This is a genomic window from Calidithermus terrae, assembly GCF_003574345.1.
In the GTDB taxonomy this organism is placed as follows: Bacteria; Deinococcota; Deinococci; order Deinococcales; family Thermaceae; genus Calidithermus; species Calidithermus chliarophilus.
Map to the genome: position 1 here is coordinate 1 of NZ_QXDL01000018.1, position 16,909 is coordinate 16,909.

Here is a 16,909-nt window from a genome sequence, read left to right on the forward strand (position 1 = left end):
CCGCGGCGGGCGGGGAATGGGGCCACCCGGCGGGAGCCCTCAGACGTAGAGGCGGCCCTCGAGGGCGTAGCGCGGGTGCTCGGCCACGGCGCGGCGGTCGGTCTCCCCCCACGCGCGCGCCGCCCCCACCGCCGCGACCAGCGCGTCGAGCGCGTCGCCGCCCCGGTTGTCCAGGAGCTCGCGGCGGTGCCGCTCCCCCACGCTGACGTGGGGGGCGAGGCCCTGGAGGATCTCCCCCCGCACCGCGCGGCGGGCCGGGTCCTCCTCCCGCCCCGCGGTCTGCTTGTAGCCCCGGCGGGGCAGCCCCAGCCGGCGCAGCGTCGAGGCCGGGCAGGCCTCCACCACCACCCGGTGCGCCCCCGCGAGCTTGGCGTGCTGGAAGGGCAGCACGGCGGTGGTGCGGTGGAGGCTCAGGGGCAGGACCACCTCGCGCACGCCGTGGAAGAGCTGGTGCACCACCCGGTAGTGGTAGGGGTCGAAGGGGGCCTGCTCCTCCTGGTCGGTCCTGCGGCGCAGGTGCATCCGGCCGACGCGCTCGAGCGACCTGCGGCACAGCTCGCGCCCGAACTCCTCGGCCCCGCCCTCCCAGCGGGCGATGAGCTCCAGCGCCTGCGCCCAGCCCGCGCCCGGCCCCAGCAGCTCGGGGGGCAGGCCGAAGGGCAGGTCGAGCGCCCACAGCGCGCGCCGCGAGCGCCGCACCATCCCCAGCAGGTGCCGCAGGGCCACACCGCGCTCGGCGCTGCCGCAGAGGGCCTCGAGGCTCGCCAGCCGCGCCAGGCGCAGCGGCACGTCGCCCGCCAGCGGCTCGAGCACCGCCACCCAGGTGTTGCGCCCCGCCAGGCGCGCCCCGCTGAAGTCCACCCCGTAGACCCGGGCGAAGGGCAGCCGGGGGAGGGCGCCGGCCGGGCGCGGGGGGCGTTCCGCGGGCAGGGGCATGGCCCGGCCATCTTACGTTTACAACATAACGAACGGATGAGACCGGCGGCCCCGGCAGAACCCTGGCCGCAGGTAATGGCCCGGTAACGGCCTCGAGGTCGGCCGCGACCGGGAGCTCGCGGAGACCTGGAACGGCCGGAGCGGCTGGCAGGGCATCGAGGCCTGGGCCGAGCGGGTCTACGGGAGCCTCGCGTAGGCAACCTTCTCGCTAAGGCTTATCAAAAACCAGCACGTGCTCCCACCGCATCCGCTTCTCGAGAGGCGATCCTCCGGGATGGGTCGGCGGGGGCAGGTACCGCCGGTTGGGGGGGATCTCCCGCCTGTACTCCCGATCAAGCTCCAGGCCTGCCCCTAGGGCGGCAATCCTGAGGGCAGCCGAGTTGCTGACCTGCACCCCCCGGAGGCAGGAGTCGCCGATGACGTAAATGGCCTTACCGCCTGGCTTGAGCACGCGCACCGTCTCCCGGACCATGGCCTGCAAGTCTGCCGCGTACCGCTTTACCATGCGCTGTTCTGACGGCGGTAGGCGGTCAGTCTCCCCCATCTCCCTCAGCATGCGCTCGAGCACTTCACGCGCCGGGGAGCCAACCGGTTCTTCCGTCGCACCCGAGCCGTTCAAGCGGAAACTTTCTCCTGCTTTATGGCCCAGCCAAACCAGAGAAAGTCGATGACCGCGCAGGTAGGAAATGGCGTTGAGGTAAGGCGGGGAGGTGATCACCGCATCGGCCAAGCCGTCCTCCGTGGCGTCGAGCGACCTGGCGTCCCCGAGCAGAATCGTCGCCCCGTCCTTGGGGGGCTGCTTCTCGAACAGCTTCGCCAAGTCGGCAGCCGATCTGGCAAAACCCTGGTAGACGTCGAAGTCGTTATCATCGGCCACGCGGTGGGGACGGCTGTGTGAGGTGTCCCAGGCCAGTGAAGCACCCCCTTTCTTCGTGATGATGACGCGGCTCAGAGCGATGCGTAGGGCATCCGCGAGGGGCCCTTGCATGGCGTTCAGGAGATAGGCAATCCTCCGCAATTGGCGGCGTTGCTTGTCCGCGAACCAGAAGTTGACGAATTGCGTGGTTCTAGAGTCCTCATCTATCCAGGGAAGCTCAACCTTGCCCAGAGCCTTGGCAGATTCAACCAATTCGGCCGCAGAACCCGTCAGAGCCTCATGGCTCACCGGCGTCGTCCACACACGGGACATCAGGACGGCTAGCGGGTCGAGGTCGAAACCGAGTGCCCGGTGGCCTAATTCCGTCGCCACGCGCACGGTGGTCCCCGAACCGACCATAGGGTCGAGGATCAGCGAACCCGGCGGCAGCGGTTTCATCTGCGAGAAAGCGATCTCAGGAGCCATGCGCGCAGGAAAGGGGTGGACCGGCCTTAACCTTGGCACCTGAGCGTCGGGTCCGCCCGAAGAAGGGCCGCCAGAGACGGCGGCCCGATCGTCCTTGTGCCCGGGTTGCCGTCCCCGGCCAGCTCTCGAGGATGCGGTGACACCTTTGCGAGGCAGGCTCATAGCTGGGCTCATCCTAACTGATGGCCAGCACCCAAGGAAGCCCAGCCAGCCCTCAGGGCCTCCATAGCGCGACAGGGCTATTCAACCATGCGGAGCTTGCAAGGGGTGGGGCCCACCGCGATGAGCAGGGGCCGGCCCATGTGGGGGAAGGACACGATGGCCTGGCCCGGCGCCAGACCCGGCAGCCGTTGCCAGAGGCTCTTCTCGATGCCCGGCACGACCCGCTCGAGCGTGCTCACCACCTGCGGATCGGTGATTTTGTGCAGGATGTACGAGTTGACCAGCCCGAAAATCTGCCGGGGCAGGTGTTGAGGCAGTTGGGTGATGAAAACCAGGCCTAGCCAGCGCTTGCGGCCCCGCTTAGCGATGCGTGCGACTTGCTCAAACAGGATTGGCATTTTGTCGATGCGTTCGGCACTCAGGAACTCGTGCGCTTCCTCGATAATCACCAGCACCCGCGTCGGCGGTTCGGCTTTACCTTGTTCCCAGGCATGGTAGGCGTCATCCTGAGCTTCCTGGATTCCCTTCAGCAAATCTGCTATGGCAATGTTGCTGAGTTCCGAGGCTCCGGTATCTGATAAGTCGAAGACCGAGACATACCCCGCCCTGATGAGCTGGCGATAGTTCAGTGGGCTCACTTTCCCAGGCGACACATCGAAGACTTCTAAACGCCTCAGCCGCCAGAGCTTGCTGTATAGCCTTCCCCAAGAACGAGAGTCCTTGGGCAACTTATCGGAATGCAATAGCGTGTTTAGAAGATGCTTCCCCTCCGCTGTTTTGAGTAACTCATTGAACGGGGCCGGATCATGCCCCTTTACAGTCGCCAAGCAGGCTTCGACGACATCAAGCATGAGAGAAAGGGTAAGGCGTGGGTAACCCCGCTCAAACTCGTCGAGCTCGAGCACCAATCTTTCCTGTCTGGCTCTTTCTTCAGGGGTCACGTCTTTCTGAGGGAAAATCCCTAAGCCACGCAACAGGGCCTTGGCGATGTCATAGGCGTACAGGAAGCGATCTATCTGGGCATCGGTGAATTCAAGGATCTCTGCGACATGGTAGGGGGAAAGGCGGGCGAATTGCAGCGAGAAGGCCCTGAGGTTGGGGTGCTTGGGGTTGGCCGGCTCACGCCCGACCAGGTGGTACACCGTCATCTGGCCCGCTGGGACGCCGGCGGGCTGCTGGCCACGCTCGCTGAGCGCCAGGAGCATGTTCGGGTCTTCGGTGGGCTCGTGCAGGTGGGTATATTCCCCTTCCACATCCAGCACGATCACCGCCATGCCCGCTTCCTGCGCCTCCTTGATCAGGCGCGACACCGTGGTGGACTTTCCCCCGCCGGTGGTGCCGAGAATAGCCGTGTGACGCGGCAAGACTGCTTTCTGATCGGAAGGGATACCCACCTCTATCGCGTCGTAACCAAAGGCTAACCCGAGCCCGATGTCTCCGCCAGCCTTGAGCACCGCCGCCGACTCAACCTCGTCCAGCACGAAGACCGGGCTGTTGGGCAGCGGGCGGAAACGGGGCGGGACCAGTTTGCCATCGGCCCGTTCCTCTCCCAGCAGGTTCACCTGGATGCGCCCGTGGTAGGGGGGCAGAAAAATGCCCCCTCGAGCCTGCACGTTGACCAGCATGGGAGCGTCCCCCCGCAGGCTGTCCGGCTCGGCGAAGGGTCCGGCGGCAACCACCCCCAAGTAGGTGCGCCCGTCGGTGCTCTTGATCCTTAAAAGCGCCTGGGAGGGCGCTTTTAGGAGGTGCTCACGGGGCAGCAGCACCACCAGCGTGCCGTCCTCGCTGTTGGGCAGGTCGAACATGGTGGCACCGATCGAGCCTTTGCGGAGTTCATCCGGCTCGAGCTCACCCCCAGCCTCGCCGATGTCACGGTCGAGCCGTTCCATGAAGTCGCCGGGAAGTTCCTTGGGCTCAGCAGGGTTGCCAGAGCGGAATTCGTCCATGGCATCTCCTTACTTGCGGGTGGCGCGCTCGCTCAGATACCGCCAGGGGGCGCCGGCCTCGGTGTAGGCGGTCGAGACGGGCCCGTAGAGGGTTTCCCGCCCGAAGACGTGGGAGCAGACGTGGTCGGCCAGGTCGATGAGCATCGGGAAGCCCCGGTGGTATTGCAGGATGCTGTCGGCAATGGCAATGTGGGCGGCCACGTGGGCGTGTTCGGCGTGGGCGTAGAAGACCTGGGCGGGGGCGGCGGGGGTAGCCCGGTAGACACCTACTACCACCTGGGGGGCCACGAAGTCGCGGAAACGGCGGATCCAAGCCTCGGGGCTGTCGATCTTTCTCCCATCCCAGGTCATGTCCACGTTTACCTTCATCCGATAGTGGCCATTCTCTACGGTCTTGCCGATCGCCTCCTGCAAACTGCCCACGATGGCGTACTCGAGCGGGTAAAGGGCCTGCCCGATCGTGAGCAACAAGCGGTCGCTGGGCTCGCTGGCGACGTAAACGAACTTCTGGTGGTGCTCCACGAGCTCACGGATCACCTTGGTGGACTCCACCATCATGTCCATCGTCCCGGAGCCGGTGATGAGCTCGTAGGGCGCGGGATTGCCGTGTCCCATGCGCCAGACGGCCTGCGAGCGGCGCAACAGGATGGCCCGCTCGGCATAGCTCATGACGGCCCGCCCGGCCAGGTTGCTGATCTTGTCGCGTGGGCTCTCCTGGTTCTGGCCGGCCCGATGGCTGCGCCGCTGGAGCAATTCCAGCGCCTCATCAGCAGGGTTTCCCCCGCCGGGGTTGGCACGCAAATCCCGGCGGAACAGCCGGTGGACCCATGTGCCCTGATCACCCCGGTACGAAACCAGGCTCACGCCGATCTGGTAAATGGTCAGAGGCAGGGTGTCGTGTACCTGACGTGTACCATCGCAAGCTTCTACCCCGCCGTTGAAGAGCAGTCCCCTCTGGATTTGCTCCAGACCGGCCCTTTTGCAGGCGTAAGGAGCGCCCGCGTGCTTCGGGGCTCCTGGGCGCTTCTCGAGCTGAGGGAAAACCAGCCTGCGGATCTCTTCGCGGGTGCGGTTCTCCTGCTCGACGGCCTCACGCACCTCGGCCTCGAGGCGGGCGTACACCTCGGAAAGGTCCTCGCCGGTCTTCCAGGTCTCGAGGTCGAGGGTACGGGTGATGTCCTCACCGAAGGCCTCCCGGTACTCCTCGGCGCTTACGTCCGGCACTTGCTCGTCCGTATCGCTGACTACGTACTCGTATTCGTCGGGATCTCGCCCAGCCATGCTGCCTTCCCCTCCTCACCCTCTTTTCCCGGTCTCCCCTAAAAGTTCGACATTCAGCGCCGGAGCCCCAGGCGAAGGAGCCAGGGGCTCTGCTCGCCTTCGGGTAGCAGCGTCGAGGCGTACTGCTGGGCAGGAGCGCGAGGCAACCCGTACACCCTGCACAGCACCTCCACCAGATGGTCCCGCTCGGGGGAACCTGCCAAAACATGCTCGGCGGGTGCGAGCAGTTCGAAGGCCAGACGGTCGGCCTGTGCCTCGGCGTACCGAACCCTGCAGTCACTCGCGAACCCTTCCGGCGAACGCTCCATCAGGTGCAGGTGGGCTTCCACGGGGATTCGGGCCAGCAGCGAGTGAACCTGCTCGGCAGGGGAAGGGACCCTTCTCCCGTCGAACACCTCGAGCACCCCTGGGCCCAGGCCTTTCACGGCCTCCTGGCGCGGTTTCCAGTAGTCCCTGAGGTAATGAGCCGCCTCGTGCGCCAGCGAGAAGCGCTGCTCATCGGGCGGGTCGGCGGCGTCCAGGAAGACGATGCCCCTGCCAAAGCGGGCTACCAAGCAGGCGCGCAGGCTGCGCTCTGGAGCGGCTATAACGAGATTGACCCCATTGCGGGCTAACCAGCGCCTCACCCCGCCCACACTCAGGGCCGGGATGGTCACCACGCTGAGCGGTAGACCTAGAACTACGCCTCGGCGCAAGTCCCGGGGGAACGGCTCCTCCTCCCCTGCTTGCTCCCAGAAGGCGGCGGCCAGCTCCGACACCCACAAAGGGGTATTCATCAGGACTCTCCCTCATCCGGCTCTGGTCGATCCCGGGCAGCCATCAACAACCCCTCCCCCTCAGCAGCCCGTAGGCTCTCGAGCGCCTCGCCCCGGCGCAGCACCTCGGCTAGGGCTTCGCTCTTGAGGCCGAATCGCCCCGCGATGGCCCGAAGTTCCTCCCGAAATGCCGGCGATGCGGATGAAGGGCGCCGGCACAGCCGCAGGGCGGGAAGGCCATCGCTTTCGCCCCCCAGGAAGGAGGCGAGTTCAGGATCGCCCATCGCCTCACTCTCGGCATACACCCGGAGTGCCCAAGCAAGGAAGAAGGGGTCCTGATCCACCCGTTTAGACATGTGCCGGATGGCGCTCATGGCCTCTCCTTTCCCCAAGTGCGCTCTAAACGCTTTTTGAGCCGGTCCTTAACCCGCTTGACTTCGCGCTCCTGCTCAGCAGCGGGTAGCCCTGAGAGACCCAAGGCTTCGGCATAGACCCGGGTTTTCCGCTCACCGTCCAGCATCAAATCCATCACCCTTCGCTCCTCGAGGCTGAGCCGCGCCCGTAAAGCGCCTACCACCTTTGCAGACATCTGGCTCGGCTCCTTCACTTCCAGGCGCTGGGCCGGGTCAGCCTCCCCATCCCTAAGGTATTTCCCCTCTCCCGGAGAAAGTTCGACATCCTCGAGGCCGGTCCTGCGCCAAACATGCCGTTGCTCTGCCCTCCACCGGTTCTTGAGGTCGCCAGAAGCGGACATTCGAAGGTATCCCAGGAGCGAGGCTCGCTTCGGGTCGTAGCTAGTAGGGTTCTTAATCAAAGCCAGCAAAGCATCCTCGGCAGCAGTAAGGCAGTCTTCATCACTTACGGCTGGGTTCCGGCCTTGAAGCCAGCGGGCAAGATCTTCCAGGTAAGCCACGACTAAATCTGAAGGCGCGGTCGGGTCGCCTGAACGCAGCCGGACAAGCAAGGCTTTTGCCTCATCGTGGGAGGGAGGCATGGCTCGAGTGTAAAGGAGAGGAGTTCTAAAGCTTGGCTATCTGTCTTAATCCCAGCCAGAAGGAGGGCTTAATTGCCCACTGCAACGGCAACAGCTCGGGCGTCACCGTGTCGCTGCACGTTTCAATCCTCAGTGGGCATAATTGCCCACTGCAACACCTCCTCCCGCTCGGCGGGGTCGAGGTAGACGGTGTTTCAATCCTCAGTGGGCTTAATTGCCCACTGCAACGCACGGTGCCCCAGTTGGCCTCCTCGTTGGTCAGCAGGTTTCAATCCTCAGTGGGCTTAATTGCCCACTGCAACCCGCCCCCCGGCTCAGAACGCGCTGTACCTCCCCGGTTTCAATCCTCAGTGGGCTTAATTGCCCACTGCAACGGTCAGGGCCGCGCCTGGTTGAACTCCATCTTGAAAGTTTCAATCCTCAGTGGGCTTAATTGCCCACTGCAACCCGCAAGATCCTCAACGCCGAGCTGATCGGCAACGGGGGGTTTCAATCCTCAGTGGGCTTAATTGCCCACTGCAACCGGGGACCGTCAGGGTCACGTCGCGGTGGTCGTAGTTTCAATCCTCAGTGGGCTTAATTGCCCACTGCAACGCCCGTCGACACGGATGAGCACGGCGGCGTCGGCGTTTCAATCCTCAGTGGGCTTAATTGCCCACTGCAACCAGGGCTCCCGCCATTACGTCACCCACTGCGCCCCCGGTTTCAATCCTCAGTGGGCTTAATTGCCCACTGCAACTCAAGATCATCCACCCCAAGGCCAAGCCTCAGCAGTTTCAATCCTCAGTGGGCTTAATTGCCCACTGCAACTCGCGGTCGAGCGCAGACGATACAGATAGATGTTTCAATCCTCAGTGGGCTTAATTGCCCACTGCAACGGGCGTCGTGGTTGCCGGGGAAGGCGTGGATGGCCTGTTTCAATCCTCAGTGGGCTTAATTGCCCACTGCAACACCGCTCATCCCCGAGGCGGCCCGGGTGGTGGCGGTTTCAATCCTCAGTGGGCTTAATTGCCCACTGCAACCAGCTGCAGCAGGTAGTCGCCGGGGGCGGGGAAGTTTCAATCCTCAGTGGGCTTAATTGCCCACTGCAACGCTTTCCTGGAGGGCGACGTGAGGGGGTCCGGATGTTTCAATCCTCAGTGGGCTTAATTGCCCACTGCAACTAGTTGACGCCACCGGATACGTAATGGAGTTCCCGGTTGTTTCAATCCTCAGTGGGCTTAATTGCCCACTGCAACGCCCCGGGGGGCGGCTACATTGCTGCCAGATAAGGGTTTCAATCCTCAGTGGGCTTAATTGCCCACTGCAACCTGGAGGATGCGGGTGGCGGCCTCGGTGAGCCGCAGTTTCAATCCTCAGTGGGCTTAATTGCCCACTGCAACCTCGCGCGAGGCCAGCGCCGCCGCGACGGATTCGGGGTTTCAATCCTCAGTGGGCTTAATTGCCCACTGCAACACTTCGACCGCCGGCGGCCTACCCACCAGCAGGACGGGTTTCAATCCTCAGTGGGCTTAATTGCCCACTGCAACCGCCACCCTCAACATCAGCCAGACCACCAAGCAGTTTCAATCCTCAGTGGGCTTAATTGCCCACTGCAACCAGTCCGCCTTCGACCGCATGGCGGCGGCGCTGGAGTTTCAATCCTCAGTGGGCTTAATTGCCCACTGCAACTTGCATCATCATCTACCCCGTGTTCTGGTTCGAAACCAGTTTCAATCCTCAGTGGGCTTAATTGCCCACTGCAACCTAGAGGCCTTGCCTGCAATCTATATCGCAGGATACGTTTCAATCCTCAGTGGGCTTAATTGCCCACTGCAACCCAACCAGGAATCCGACTACTGCTCCGGCTAGGCCAAGTTTCAATCCTCAGTGGGCTTAATTGCCCACTGCAACCAGCTGCAGCAGGTAGTCGCCGGGGGCGGGGAAGGTTTCAATCCTCAGTGGGCTTAATTGCCCACTGCAACCCCCCTCGGTGGGGAGCCGGGTGGCGATCCACCCGGAAGTTTCAATCCTCAGTGGGCTTAATTGCCCACTGCAACCTTCGCGTGCTCCAGCAGCGCTACGAGCTGGGGTTTCAATCCTCAGTGGGCTTAATTGCCCACTGCAACGGGCGAGTTTCGGCGAGCTCGCTGCTAAGCATCATGGTTTCAATCCTCAGTGGGCTTAATTGCCCACTGCAACGTAACGCTCGAGCAGAGGCACCATTTTTAGAATCGTTTCAATCCTCAGTGGGCTTAATTGCCCACTGCAACCTACTCCCACCACGGCTCCGACCCCCTGGCCGATGTTTCAATCCTCAGTGGGCTTAATTGCCCACTGCAACGGTGTCCTCGAGGGCACGGGCGTAGTCCCCCTGTGTTTCAATCCTCAGTGGGCTTAATTGCCCACTGCAACCTGCTGACGCGCAGCCTCGGCCTCCTCAGGGCGGTCGTTTCAATCCTCAGTGGGCTTAATTGCCCACTGCAACGGTCCAGGCCTTCAGGTCGCTCCCCACCCGCTTGGGGTTTCAATCCTCAGTGGGCTTAATTGCCCACTGCAACGTGGTGGGGACTATCCATTCGGTGAAGGGCGGCGTTTCAATCCTCAGTGGGCTTAATTGCCCACTGCAACGCGGCATCGTGGTGCGCGCGACGCCGATGGACCAGTTTCAATCCTCAGTGGGCTTAATTGCCCACTGCAACTTATCCAGAGTCTCGTAGCGTAACAAGCGTAACGGAGGTTTCAATCCTCAGTGGGCTTAATTGCCCACTGCAACCAATATTCGCCTGCCGAATCCGCTCACTAAGCGGCAGTTTCAATCCTCAGTGGGCTTAATTGCCCACTGCAACCCCCCACGGCGGGCCACCGCCCGCGCTCCTCGTGGTTTCAATCCTCAGTGGGCTTAATTGCCCACTGCAACGAGAAATGGTGCTGGATCCAAGCAGACGGCAAGAAGTTTCAATCCTCAGTGGGCTTAATTGCCCACTGCAACGACGAGCGAGGCTTCCCGACCCCCTGCCTTCTGTGTTTCAATCCTCAGTGGGCTTAATTGCCCACTGCAACCCTCCGTTTTTAACGTTACGCGCTGTGGATAAACTCGTGTTTCAATCCTCAGTGGGCTTAATTGCCCACTGCAACGTCCCCCCGACTCGTGGAGGATTTGCGCGAGGTTTCAATCCTCAGTGGGCTTAATTGCCCACTGCAACGGGCGTCACGGCACCTCCCCCGCCCGGTGCACGAGTTTCAATCCTCAGTGGGCTTAATTGCCCACTGCAACGCCGGGTCTTGGGGATTTGGGTGCGGGCGACGTGTTTGTTTCAATCCTCAGTGGGCTTAATTGCCCACTGCAACCCTCGAGGGGGATTTTCCTTTGCCCGCCCAACGCGTTTCAATCCTCAGTGGGCTTAATTGCCCACTGCAACCAGGCTTCCATGAGCAGCTTGTAGGTCGGCGCGTTTCAATCCTCAGTGGGCTTAATTGCCCACTGCAACCTGCACCTTCGAGCGAATCCCGTGAGTGTCTATGTGTTTCAATCCTCAGTGGGCTTAATTGCCCACTGCAACCCCCGCGCATGGCCGGGAGCAGCACGCTCTGGATGTTTCAATCCTCAGTGGGCTTAATTGCCCACTGCAACGTCCCTCGGCCAACACTACCCGCTCACCATTAAGTTTCAATCCTCAGTGGGCTTAATTGCCCACTGCAACATACGTAAGAGTACACAGGGGGGCAGATACGGTTTCAATCCTCAGTGGGCTTAATTGCCCACTGCAACGCGCAGAGCCGCGCCCACGACTGCCTGTCCAGAAGTTTCAATCCTCAGTGGGCTTAATTGCCCACTGCAACATACGCACGCGTGGGCATACGCGCGCGCGTGGTAAGTTTCAATCCTCAGTGGGCTTAATTGCCCACTGCAACCGGCCACGGTCGTCCCGGACCGTCCCCACCAGGACGTTTCAATCCTCAGTGGGCTTAATTGCCCACTGCAACCAGCGGTTTATCGTTCCCATCTCGGTCACCCCGGCGTTTCAATCCTCAGTGGGCTTAATTGCCCACTGCAACGTGGATGAGGTGGCGAGGGGCGCGCCGTTGGCGGAAGTTTCAATCCTCAGTGGGCTTAATTGCCCACTGCAACAATCAGCGGCGTCGTGGATGCCCACCATGTTCAGCGGTTTCAATCCTCAGTGGGCTTAATTGCCCACTGCAACCAGGGCCAGGGCCAGCGCCAGGGCGTAGGCCAGCCAGTTTCAATCCTCAGTGGGCTTAATTGCCCACTGCAACCCTTGCGCGCTGCGGGCGAGAGGTCGGGCCATAAGTTTCAATCCTCAGTGGGCTTAATTGCCCACTGCAACGATGAGTCCCATCCCCATCCCGGGGCGTGCCCGCCAGTTTCAATCCTCAGTGGGCTTAATTGCCCACTGCAACAAATCAAACCCAGCGCTACATTGCGCAACTCGACTGGTTTCAATCCTCAGTGGGCTTAATTGCCCACTGCAACCCCCCAACGCTTTGCGACAACCATCAGCAGGATCAGGTTTCAATCCTCAGTGGGCTTAATTGCCCACTGCAACTGTTGCGCCGATTCCGAACTCACGTCCACGAGTGAGTTTCAATCCTCAGTGGGCTTAATTGCCCACTGCAACCTCAAGGGCAAGGTTCAAAGTCCTTGCCCCGGTCAGTTTCAATCCTCAGTGGGCTTAATTGCCCACTGCAACGGAGTGGCTCAAGCGCTACCGGGCCATCGGGAGAAAGGTTTCAATCCTCAGTGGGCTTAATTGCCCACTGCAACCTCCCGCGCCAGCCATTCCCGCCGGAGCCGCTGCTCGTTTCAATCCTCAGTGGGCTTAATTGCCCACTGCAACCTACTGCCCGCTTCCCTGATAATCCCGCCACCTACGGCGTTTCAATCCTCAGTGGGCTTAATTGCCCACTGCAACAGGATGCAATGGTAGCATAGTTCGGCAACACGTGTTTCAATCCTCAGTGGGCTTAATTGCCCACTGCAACGACCTCCAGGTCGCGAAGCTGGTGGGCCTGAGCGAGGTTTCAATCCTCAGTGGGCTTAATTGCCCACTGCAACCCACGCGCCCCTGACCGAGTACGTCGAGGGGAACAAGTTTCAATCCTCAGTGGGCTTAATTGCCCACTGCAACTCCCGTACCCATCCGCCCGCTTCGGGCCAATTTTTAAGTTTCAATCCTCAGTGGGCTTAATTGCCCACTGCAACTCCAGGGATTTCTTCAGCGGCCCAAAAATCATAGCCGTTTCAATCCTCAGTGGGCTTAATTGCCCACTGCAACCTTCCAGGGCGAGGGGGTGGAGGTGCCGGAAGGGTTTCAATCCTCAGTGGGCTTAATTGCCCACTGCAACCTCCACCCTCGAGCAAATCCCGTGAGTGTCTATGTGTTTCAATCCTCAGTGGGCTTAATTGCCCACTGCAACACTGAGCTGCTGCCGCACCAGGTGCCGCCGGTGCAGTTTCAATCCTCAGTGGGCTTAATTGCCCACTGCAACCCGCGACTTCCTGCTCGCGACGCTGCCGCCGGAGTTTCAATCCTCAGTGGGCTTAATTGCCCACTGCAACAACCGCGCCGTGGGGCACAACCGTGGCGGGCGCTGTTTCAATCCTCAGTGGGCTTAATTGCCCACTGCAACGCCGGCAGGGCCTTCTGCCCCAGGTGGTCGGTGTAGTTTCAATCCTCAGTGGGCTTAATTGCCCACTGCAACCAGCAGGTGCGCCAGCTGCTCATCAACGACTGGGAGTTTCAATCCTCAGTGGGCTTAATTGCCCACTGCAACGGCGTCGGGTAGCCGGTGATGCCGCTGAGGCCCAGGTTTCAATCCTCAGTGGGCTTAATTGCCCACTGCAACCGGCCTCGAGCAGGGCCCGCGCCTGGGGGCTGAGGGCGTTTCAATCCTCAGTGGGCTTAATTGCCCACTGCAACCGTGGTAGACCAGCCCCCCGCCGCCCGCCGAGTTGTTTCAATCCTCAGTGGGCTTAATTGCCCACTGCAACCAATACGAGTTCCGGATAACAGTTATGTACAAGTTGTTTCAATCCTCAGTGGGCTTAATTGCCCACTGCAACGTCGGGCAGGTCGGTGGGCAGGCTGGCGAGCTTGCGTTTCAATCCTCAGTGGGCTTAATTGCCCACTGCAACCGACCCCGAGTTCGAGGTATAGCCCGCCTGGGCGGTGTTTCAATCCTCAGTGGGCTTAATTGCCCACTGCAACCCGCCCGGCCCGGAAGTCCTCGAGGGTGAGCACCCGGGTTTCAATCCTCAGTGGGCTTAATTGCCCACTGCAACCCCCCTCCCGCGCCCGCCTCAGCGGCGGTACGCCTTGTTTCAATCCTCAGTGGGCTTAATTGCCCACTGCAACATGACCTCGAGCTCAGGGGCGCGGCCCAGGCGCCACGTTTCAATCCTCAGTGGGCTTAATTGCCCACTGCAACAGGGCCCAGGGCTCCTGGAGTTCTACGAGCGCGAGTTTCAATCCTCAGTGGGCTTAATTGCCCACTGCAACGAGCTGGCCGCCCCCGCCCTGAGGCGGGCCGAGGAGTTTCAATCCTCAGTGGGCTTAATTGCCCACTGCAACCCCGAGTCGAGGGTGAAGTTGACGGCGGTCTGGCGGTTTCAATCCTCAGTGGGCTTAATTGCCCACTGCAACACCGAGCTGTTCTCGCCCCCCGGCTTGCCGAACTGGTTTCAATCCTCAGTGGGCTTAATTGCCCACTGCAACGTTTGGTCCGGCCCGTAGGCTTGGGCCCCGGCTTGGTTTCAATCCTCAGTGGGCTTAATTGCCCACTGCAACCCACGGCGGCCGCCACCCACCACATCAGCCCGGTGTTTCAATCCTCAGTGGGCTTAATTGCCCACTGCAACCACCGCCATCTACAAAGCCAGCGTGCGCGGGGTGGTTTCAATCCTCAGTGGGCTTAATTGCCCACTGCAACGAGGGTCGAGGGTCGAGCGTTGAGGGTTGATCGCCGTTTCAATCCTCAGTGGGCTTAATTGCCCACTGCAACGCGTGGTCCTGACCACCCCGTCGGCCAGGAAGAGGTTTCAATCCTCAGTGGGCTTAATTGCCCACTGCAACCCTCCTGCACCGCCTTGTCGTGGATCTCGCCCCAGGTGTTTCAATCCTCAGTGGGCTTAATTGCCCACTGCAACCGGGTCTGGATCAGGATGCCCACCGCGCCGGGGGGTTTCAATCCTCAGTGGGCTTAATTGCCCACTGCAACCCCGAAACCGGGACGCCTCGAGCCCCCCCTGTCCCGTTTCAATCCTCAGTGGGCTTAATTGCCCACTGCAACGCGCTACGGCTGCCGCCCCAGCCAGATGCTGGGGCTAACGTTTCAATCCTCAGTGGGCTTAATTGCCCACTGCAACGGCTACGCTGGTCGTGGAGGGGATATGGACATCGTTTCAATCCTCAGTGGGCTTAATTGCCCACTGCAACAGCGCCCTGCGGCAGGTGGCCTGCGGCTTCTGGTTTCAATCCTCAGTGGGCTTAATTGCCCACTGCAACCTCGCCCTGCGCGCCCAGATCACGGAACTGCGGTTTCAATCCTCAGTGGGCTTAATTGCCCACTGCAACCGCAGGGCGTCCGGCCCGGTCTCCGTCAGCAGCGCGTTTCAATCCTCAGTGGGCTTAATTGCCCACTGCAACGGAGGTGTTGTGCAAGCACAGAGTGCCACAAGTTTCAATCCTCAGTGGGCTTAATTGCCCACTGCAACCGATGAGACCGATCTGCCAGGGCTTCTCCTCGATGGGTTTCAATCCTCAGTGGGCTTAATTGCCCACTGCAACGCAGGCGAGCACGAGCGGCCTGCGCTCGCGCCAGTTTCAATCCTCAGTGGGCTTAATTGCCCACTGCAACCGGAGGAATGGGTGATCTGCTGGTGTTCGTCTGGTTTCAATCCTCAGTGGGCTTAATTGCCCACTGCAACGTTTTTACCGTTCATCGTCCTTCTCCTGGCTGAAGTTTCAATCCTCAGTGGGCTTAATTGCCCACTGCAACCCCCTGCCGGAGCTGTACATTCGCGGGGTGGAGGGGTTTCAATCCTCAGTGGGCTTAATTGCCCACTGCAACGACGGCAGTTTCGTTTTCGTCACCCTCACCGCTGTTTCAATCCTCAGTGGGCTTAATTGCCCACTGCAACCGCCCCTTGGCACCAAGAAAAAAGCCGATAGGGAGTTTCAATCCTCAGTGGGCTTAATTGCCCACTGCAACGCCCGCTTGAGCCCGCGCAGCTCGCAGCGGGCCTCGTTTCAATCCTCAGTGGGCTTAATTGCCCACTGCAACGTCGCGCCAACGCACCACGCTCTTCCCATCACGAGTTTCAATCCTCAGTGGGCTTAATTGCCCACTGCAACCCCCGAGGCCGAGACCTATCTGGCCCCCTACACGTTTCAATCCTCAGTGGGCTTAATTGCCCACTGCAACGAAGATCGAGGACCCCACGTTCGGGCAGACCGCCAGGTTTCAATCCTCAGTGGGCTTAATTGCCCACTGCAACCAGGTGGCCCCGTAGACGTAGCGGGTATCTCTCATGTTTCAATCCTCAGTGGGCTTAATTGCCCACTGCAACCGGGCCGGCTCAGGGCGGCCTCGAGCATCCCCGGGTTTCAATCCTCAGTGGGCTTAATTGCCCACTGCAACGACGAGGGGGTTGTGAGGCGCTGTAAGGCCCCTAGTTTCAATCCTCAGTGGGCTTAATTGCCCACTGCAACCACCAGCCTGACCTTCGTCGAGGAGACCGGTGGGGGTTTCAATCCTCAGTGGGCTTAATTGCCCACTGCAACCTACGAATTGCCGGACTGCACTGAATGCCTGGCTGTTTCAATCCTCAGTGGGCTTAATTGCCCACTGCAACAACAGGCGCTCGAGCTGATCCTCAGCCACTGGAAGTTTCAATCCTCAGTGGGCTTAATTGCCCACTGCAACGAGGCCACGCCCTGGCGCACGGTGCGCTCGACGGCGTTTCAATCCTCAGTGGGCTTAATTGCCCACTGCAACTTTGAATCGTGCAGGACGGCAAAATCTCGAAAGGGTTTCAATCCTCAGTGGGCTTAATTGCCCACTGCAACCCGTGGTGAGGATCGGCACCGCCACGATCTCCTTGGCCGTTTCAATCCTCAGTGGGCTTAATTGCCCACTGCAACGGCGGGCGCTCAGGGGGTTCCAGGCCCCGTTCTTGTTTCAATCCTCAGTGGGCTTAATTGCCCACTGCAACCCCGTTCCGAGCGTGGTGCTGGGGTTGGGGGCGAAGTTTCAATCCTCAGTGGGCTTAATTGCCCACTGCAACCGAGCGTCCAGCTACGCCACTACGACGAGACGGAGGTTTCAATCCTCAGTGGGCTTAATTGCCCACTGCAACGTGCGGGCTCTGAGGGGGAACCATGACCCAAGCTGTTTCAATCCTCAGTGGGCTTAATTGCCCACTGCAACTTCAAGGGCCAGGGCGAGCACGAGGGGCGCAAACGGTTTCAATCCTCAGTGGGCTTAATTGCCC

Annotated in this window: 7 protein-coding genes and 1 CRISPR repeat array (1 of these 8 cut by a window edge); all 7 genes read right to left on the reverse strand. The window is 61.0% G+C overall.

Annotated features, from left to right (window positions below):
• Positions 1-39: 39 nt before the first annotated feature.
• The 7 genes from Mterra_RS03650 to Mterra_RS21745 all read right to left on the reverse strand — a co-directional run bounded on the left by Mterra_RS03650 (position 40) and on the right by Mterra_RS21745 (position 7,416).
• The gene (locus tag Mterra_RS03650) at positions 40-936 is read right to left on the reverse strand and encodes a DUF429 domain-containing protein (protein WP_119313937.1); all 897 of its coding nucleotides are present in this window, start codon (positions 934-936) and stop codon (positions 40-42) included.
• A gap of 208 nt (positions 937-1,144) precedes the next feature.
• Positions 1,145-2,278, reverse strand: a complete 1,134-nt coding sequence (locus Mterra_RS03655; protein ID WP_119313938.1) for a DNA methyltransferase — start codon at positions 2,276-2,278, stop codon at positions 1,145-1,147.
• A gap of 239 nt (positions 2,279-2,517) precedes the next feature.
• Positions 2,518-4,386 (reverse strand): ATP-binding protein, encoded by a 1,869-nt coding sequence (locus Mterra_RS03660; protein ID WP_218022869.1) that lies wholly within the window; start codon positions 4,384-4,386, stop codon positions 2,518-2,520.
• 9 nt (positions 4,387-4,395) lie between these two features.
• Positions 4,396-5,610, reverse strand: a complete 1,215-nt coding sequence (locus Mterra_RS03665) for a hypothetical protein (protein ID WP_147372531.1) — start codon at positions 5,608-5,610, stop codon at positions 4,396-4,398.
• A gap of 110 nt (positions 5,611-5,720) precedes the next feature.
• Positions 5,721-6,221, reverse strand: coding sequence for an ImmA/IrrE family metallo-endopeptidase (locus Mterra_RS03670; RefSeq protein WP_147372532.1), 501 nt, complete (start codon positions 6,219-6,221; stop codon positions 5,721-5,723).
• Between the two features lie 221 nt (positions 6,222-6,442).
• Positions 6,443-6,796 (reverse strand): hypothetical protein, encoded by a 354-nt coding sequence (locus Mterra_RS03675; RefSeq protein ID WP_119313941.1) that lies wholly within the window; start codon positions 6,794-6,796, stop codon positions 6,443-6,445.
• Positions 6,793-7,416 (reverse strand): RNA polymerase sigma factor, encoded by a 624-nt coding sequence (locus Mterra_RS21745; RefSeq protein WP_147372533.1) that lies wholly within the window; start codon positions 7,414-7,416, stop codon positions 6,793-6,795. Before Mterra_RS21745 ends, Mterra_RS03675 begins: the two co-directional genes overlap by 4 nt.
• A gap of 119 nt (positions 7,417-7,535) precedes the next feature.
• Positions 7,536-16,909: a CRISPR direct-repeat array (repeat unit 37 nt; unit sequence GTTTCAATCCTCAGTGGGCTTAATTGCCCACTGCAAC); it runs 722 nt beyond the window's last position.

Coding starts and splice junctions, on each gene's coding strand:
- Mterra_RS03660 (WP_218022869.1), bottom strand. CDS start 4,386: ATGGACGAATTCCGCTCTGGCAACCCTGCTGAGCCCAAGGAACTTCCC.
- Mterra_RS21745 (WP_147372533.1), bottom strand. CDS start 7,416: ATGCCTCCCTCCCACGATGAGGCAAAAGCCTTGCTTGTCCGGCTGCGT.
- Mterra_RS03655 (WP_119313938.1), bottom strand. CDS start 2,278: ATGGCTCCTGAGATCGCTTTCTCGCAGATGAAACCGCTGCCGCCGGGT.
- Mterra_RS03675 (WP_119313941.1), bottom strand. CDS start 6,796: ATGAGCGCCATCCGGCACATGTCTAAACGGGTGGATCAGGACCCCTTC.
- Mterra_RS03650 (WP_119313937.1), bottom strand. CDS start 936: ATGCCCCTGCCCGCGGAACGCCCCCCGCGCCCGGCCGGCGCCCTCCCC.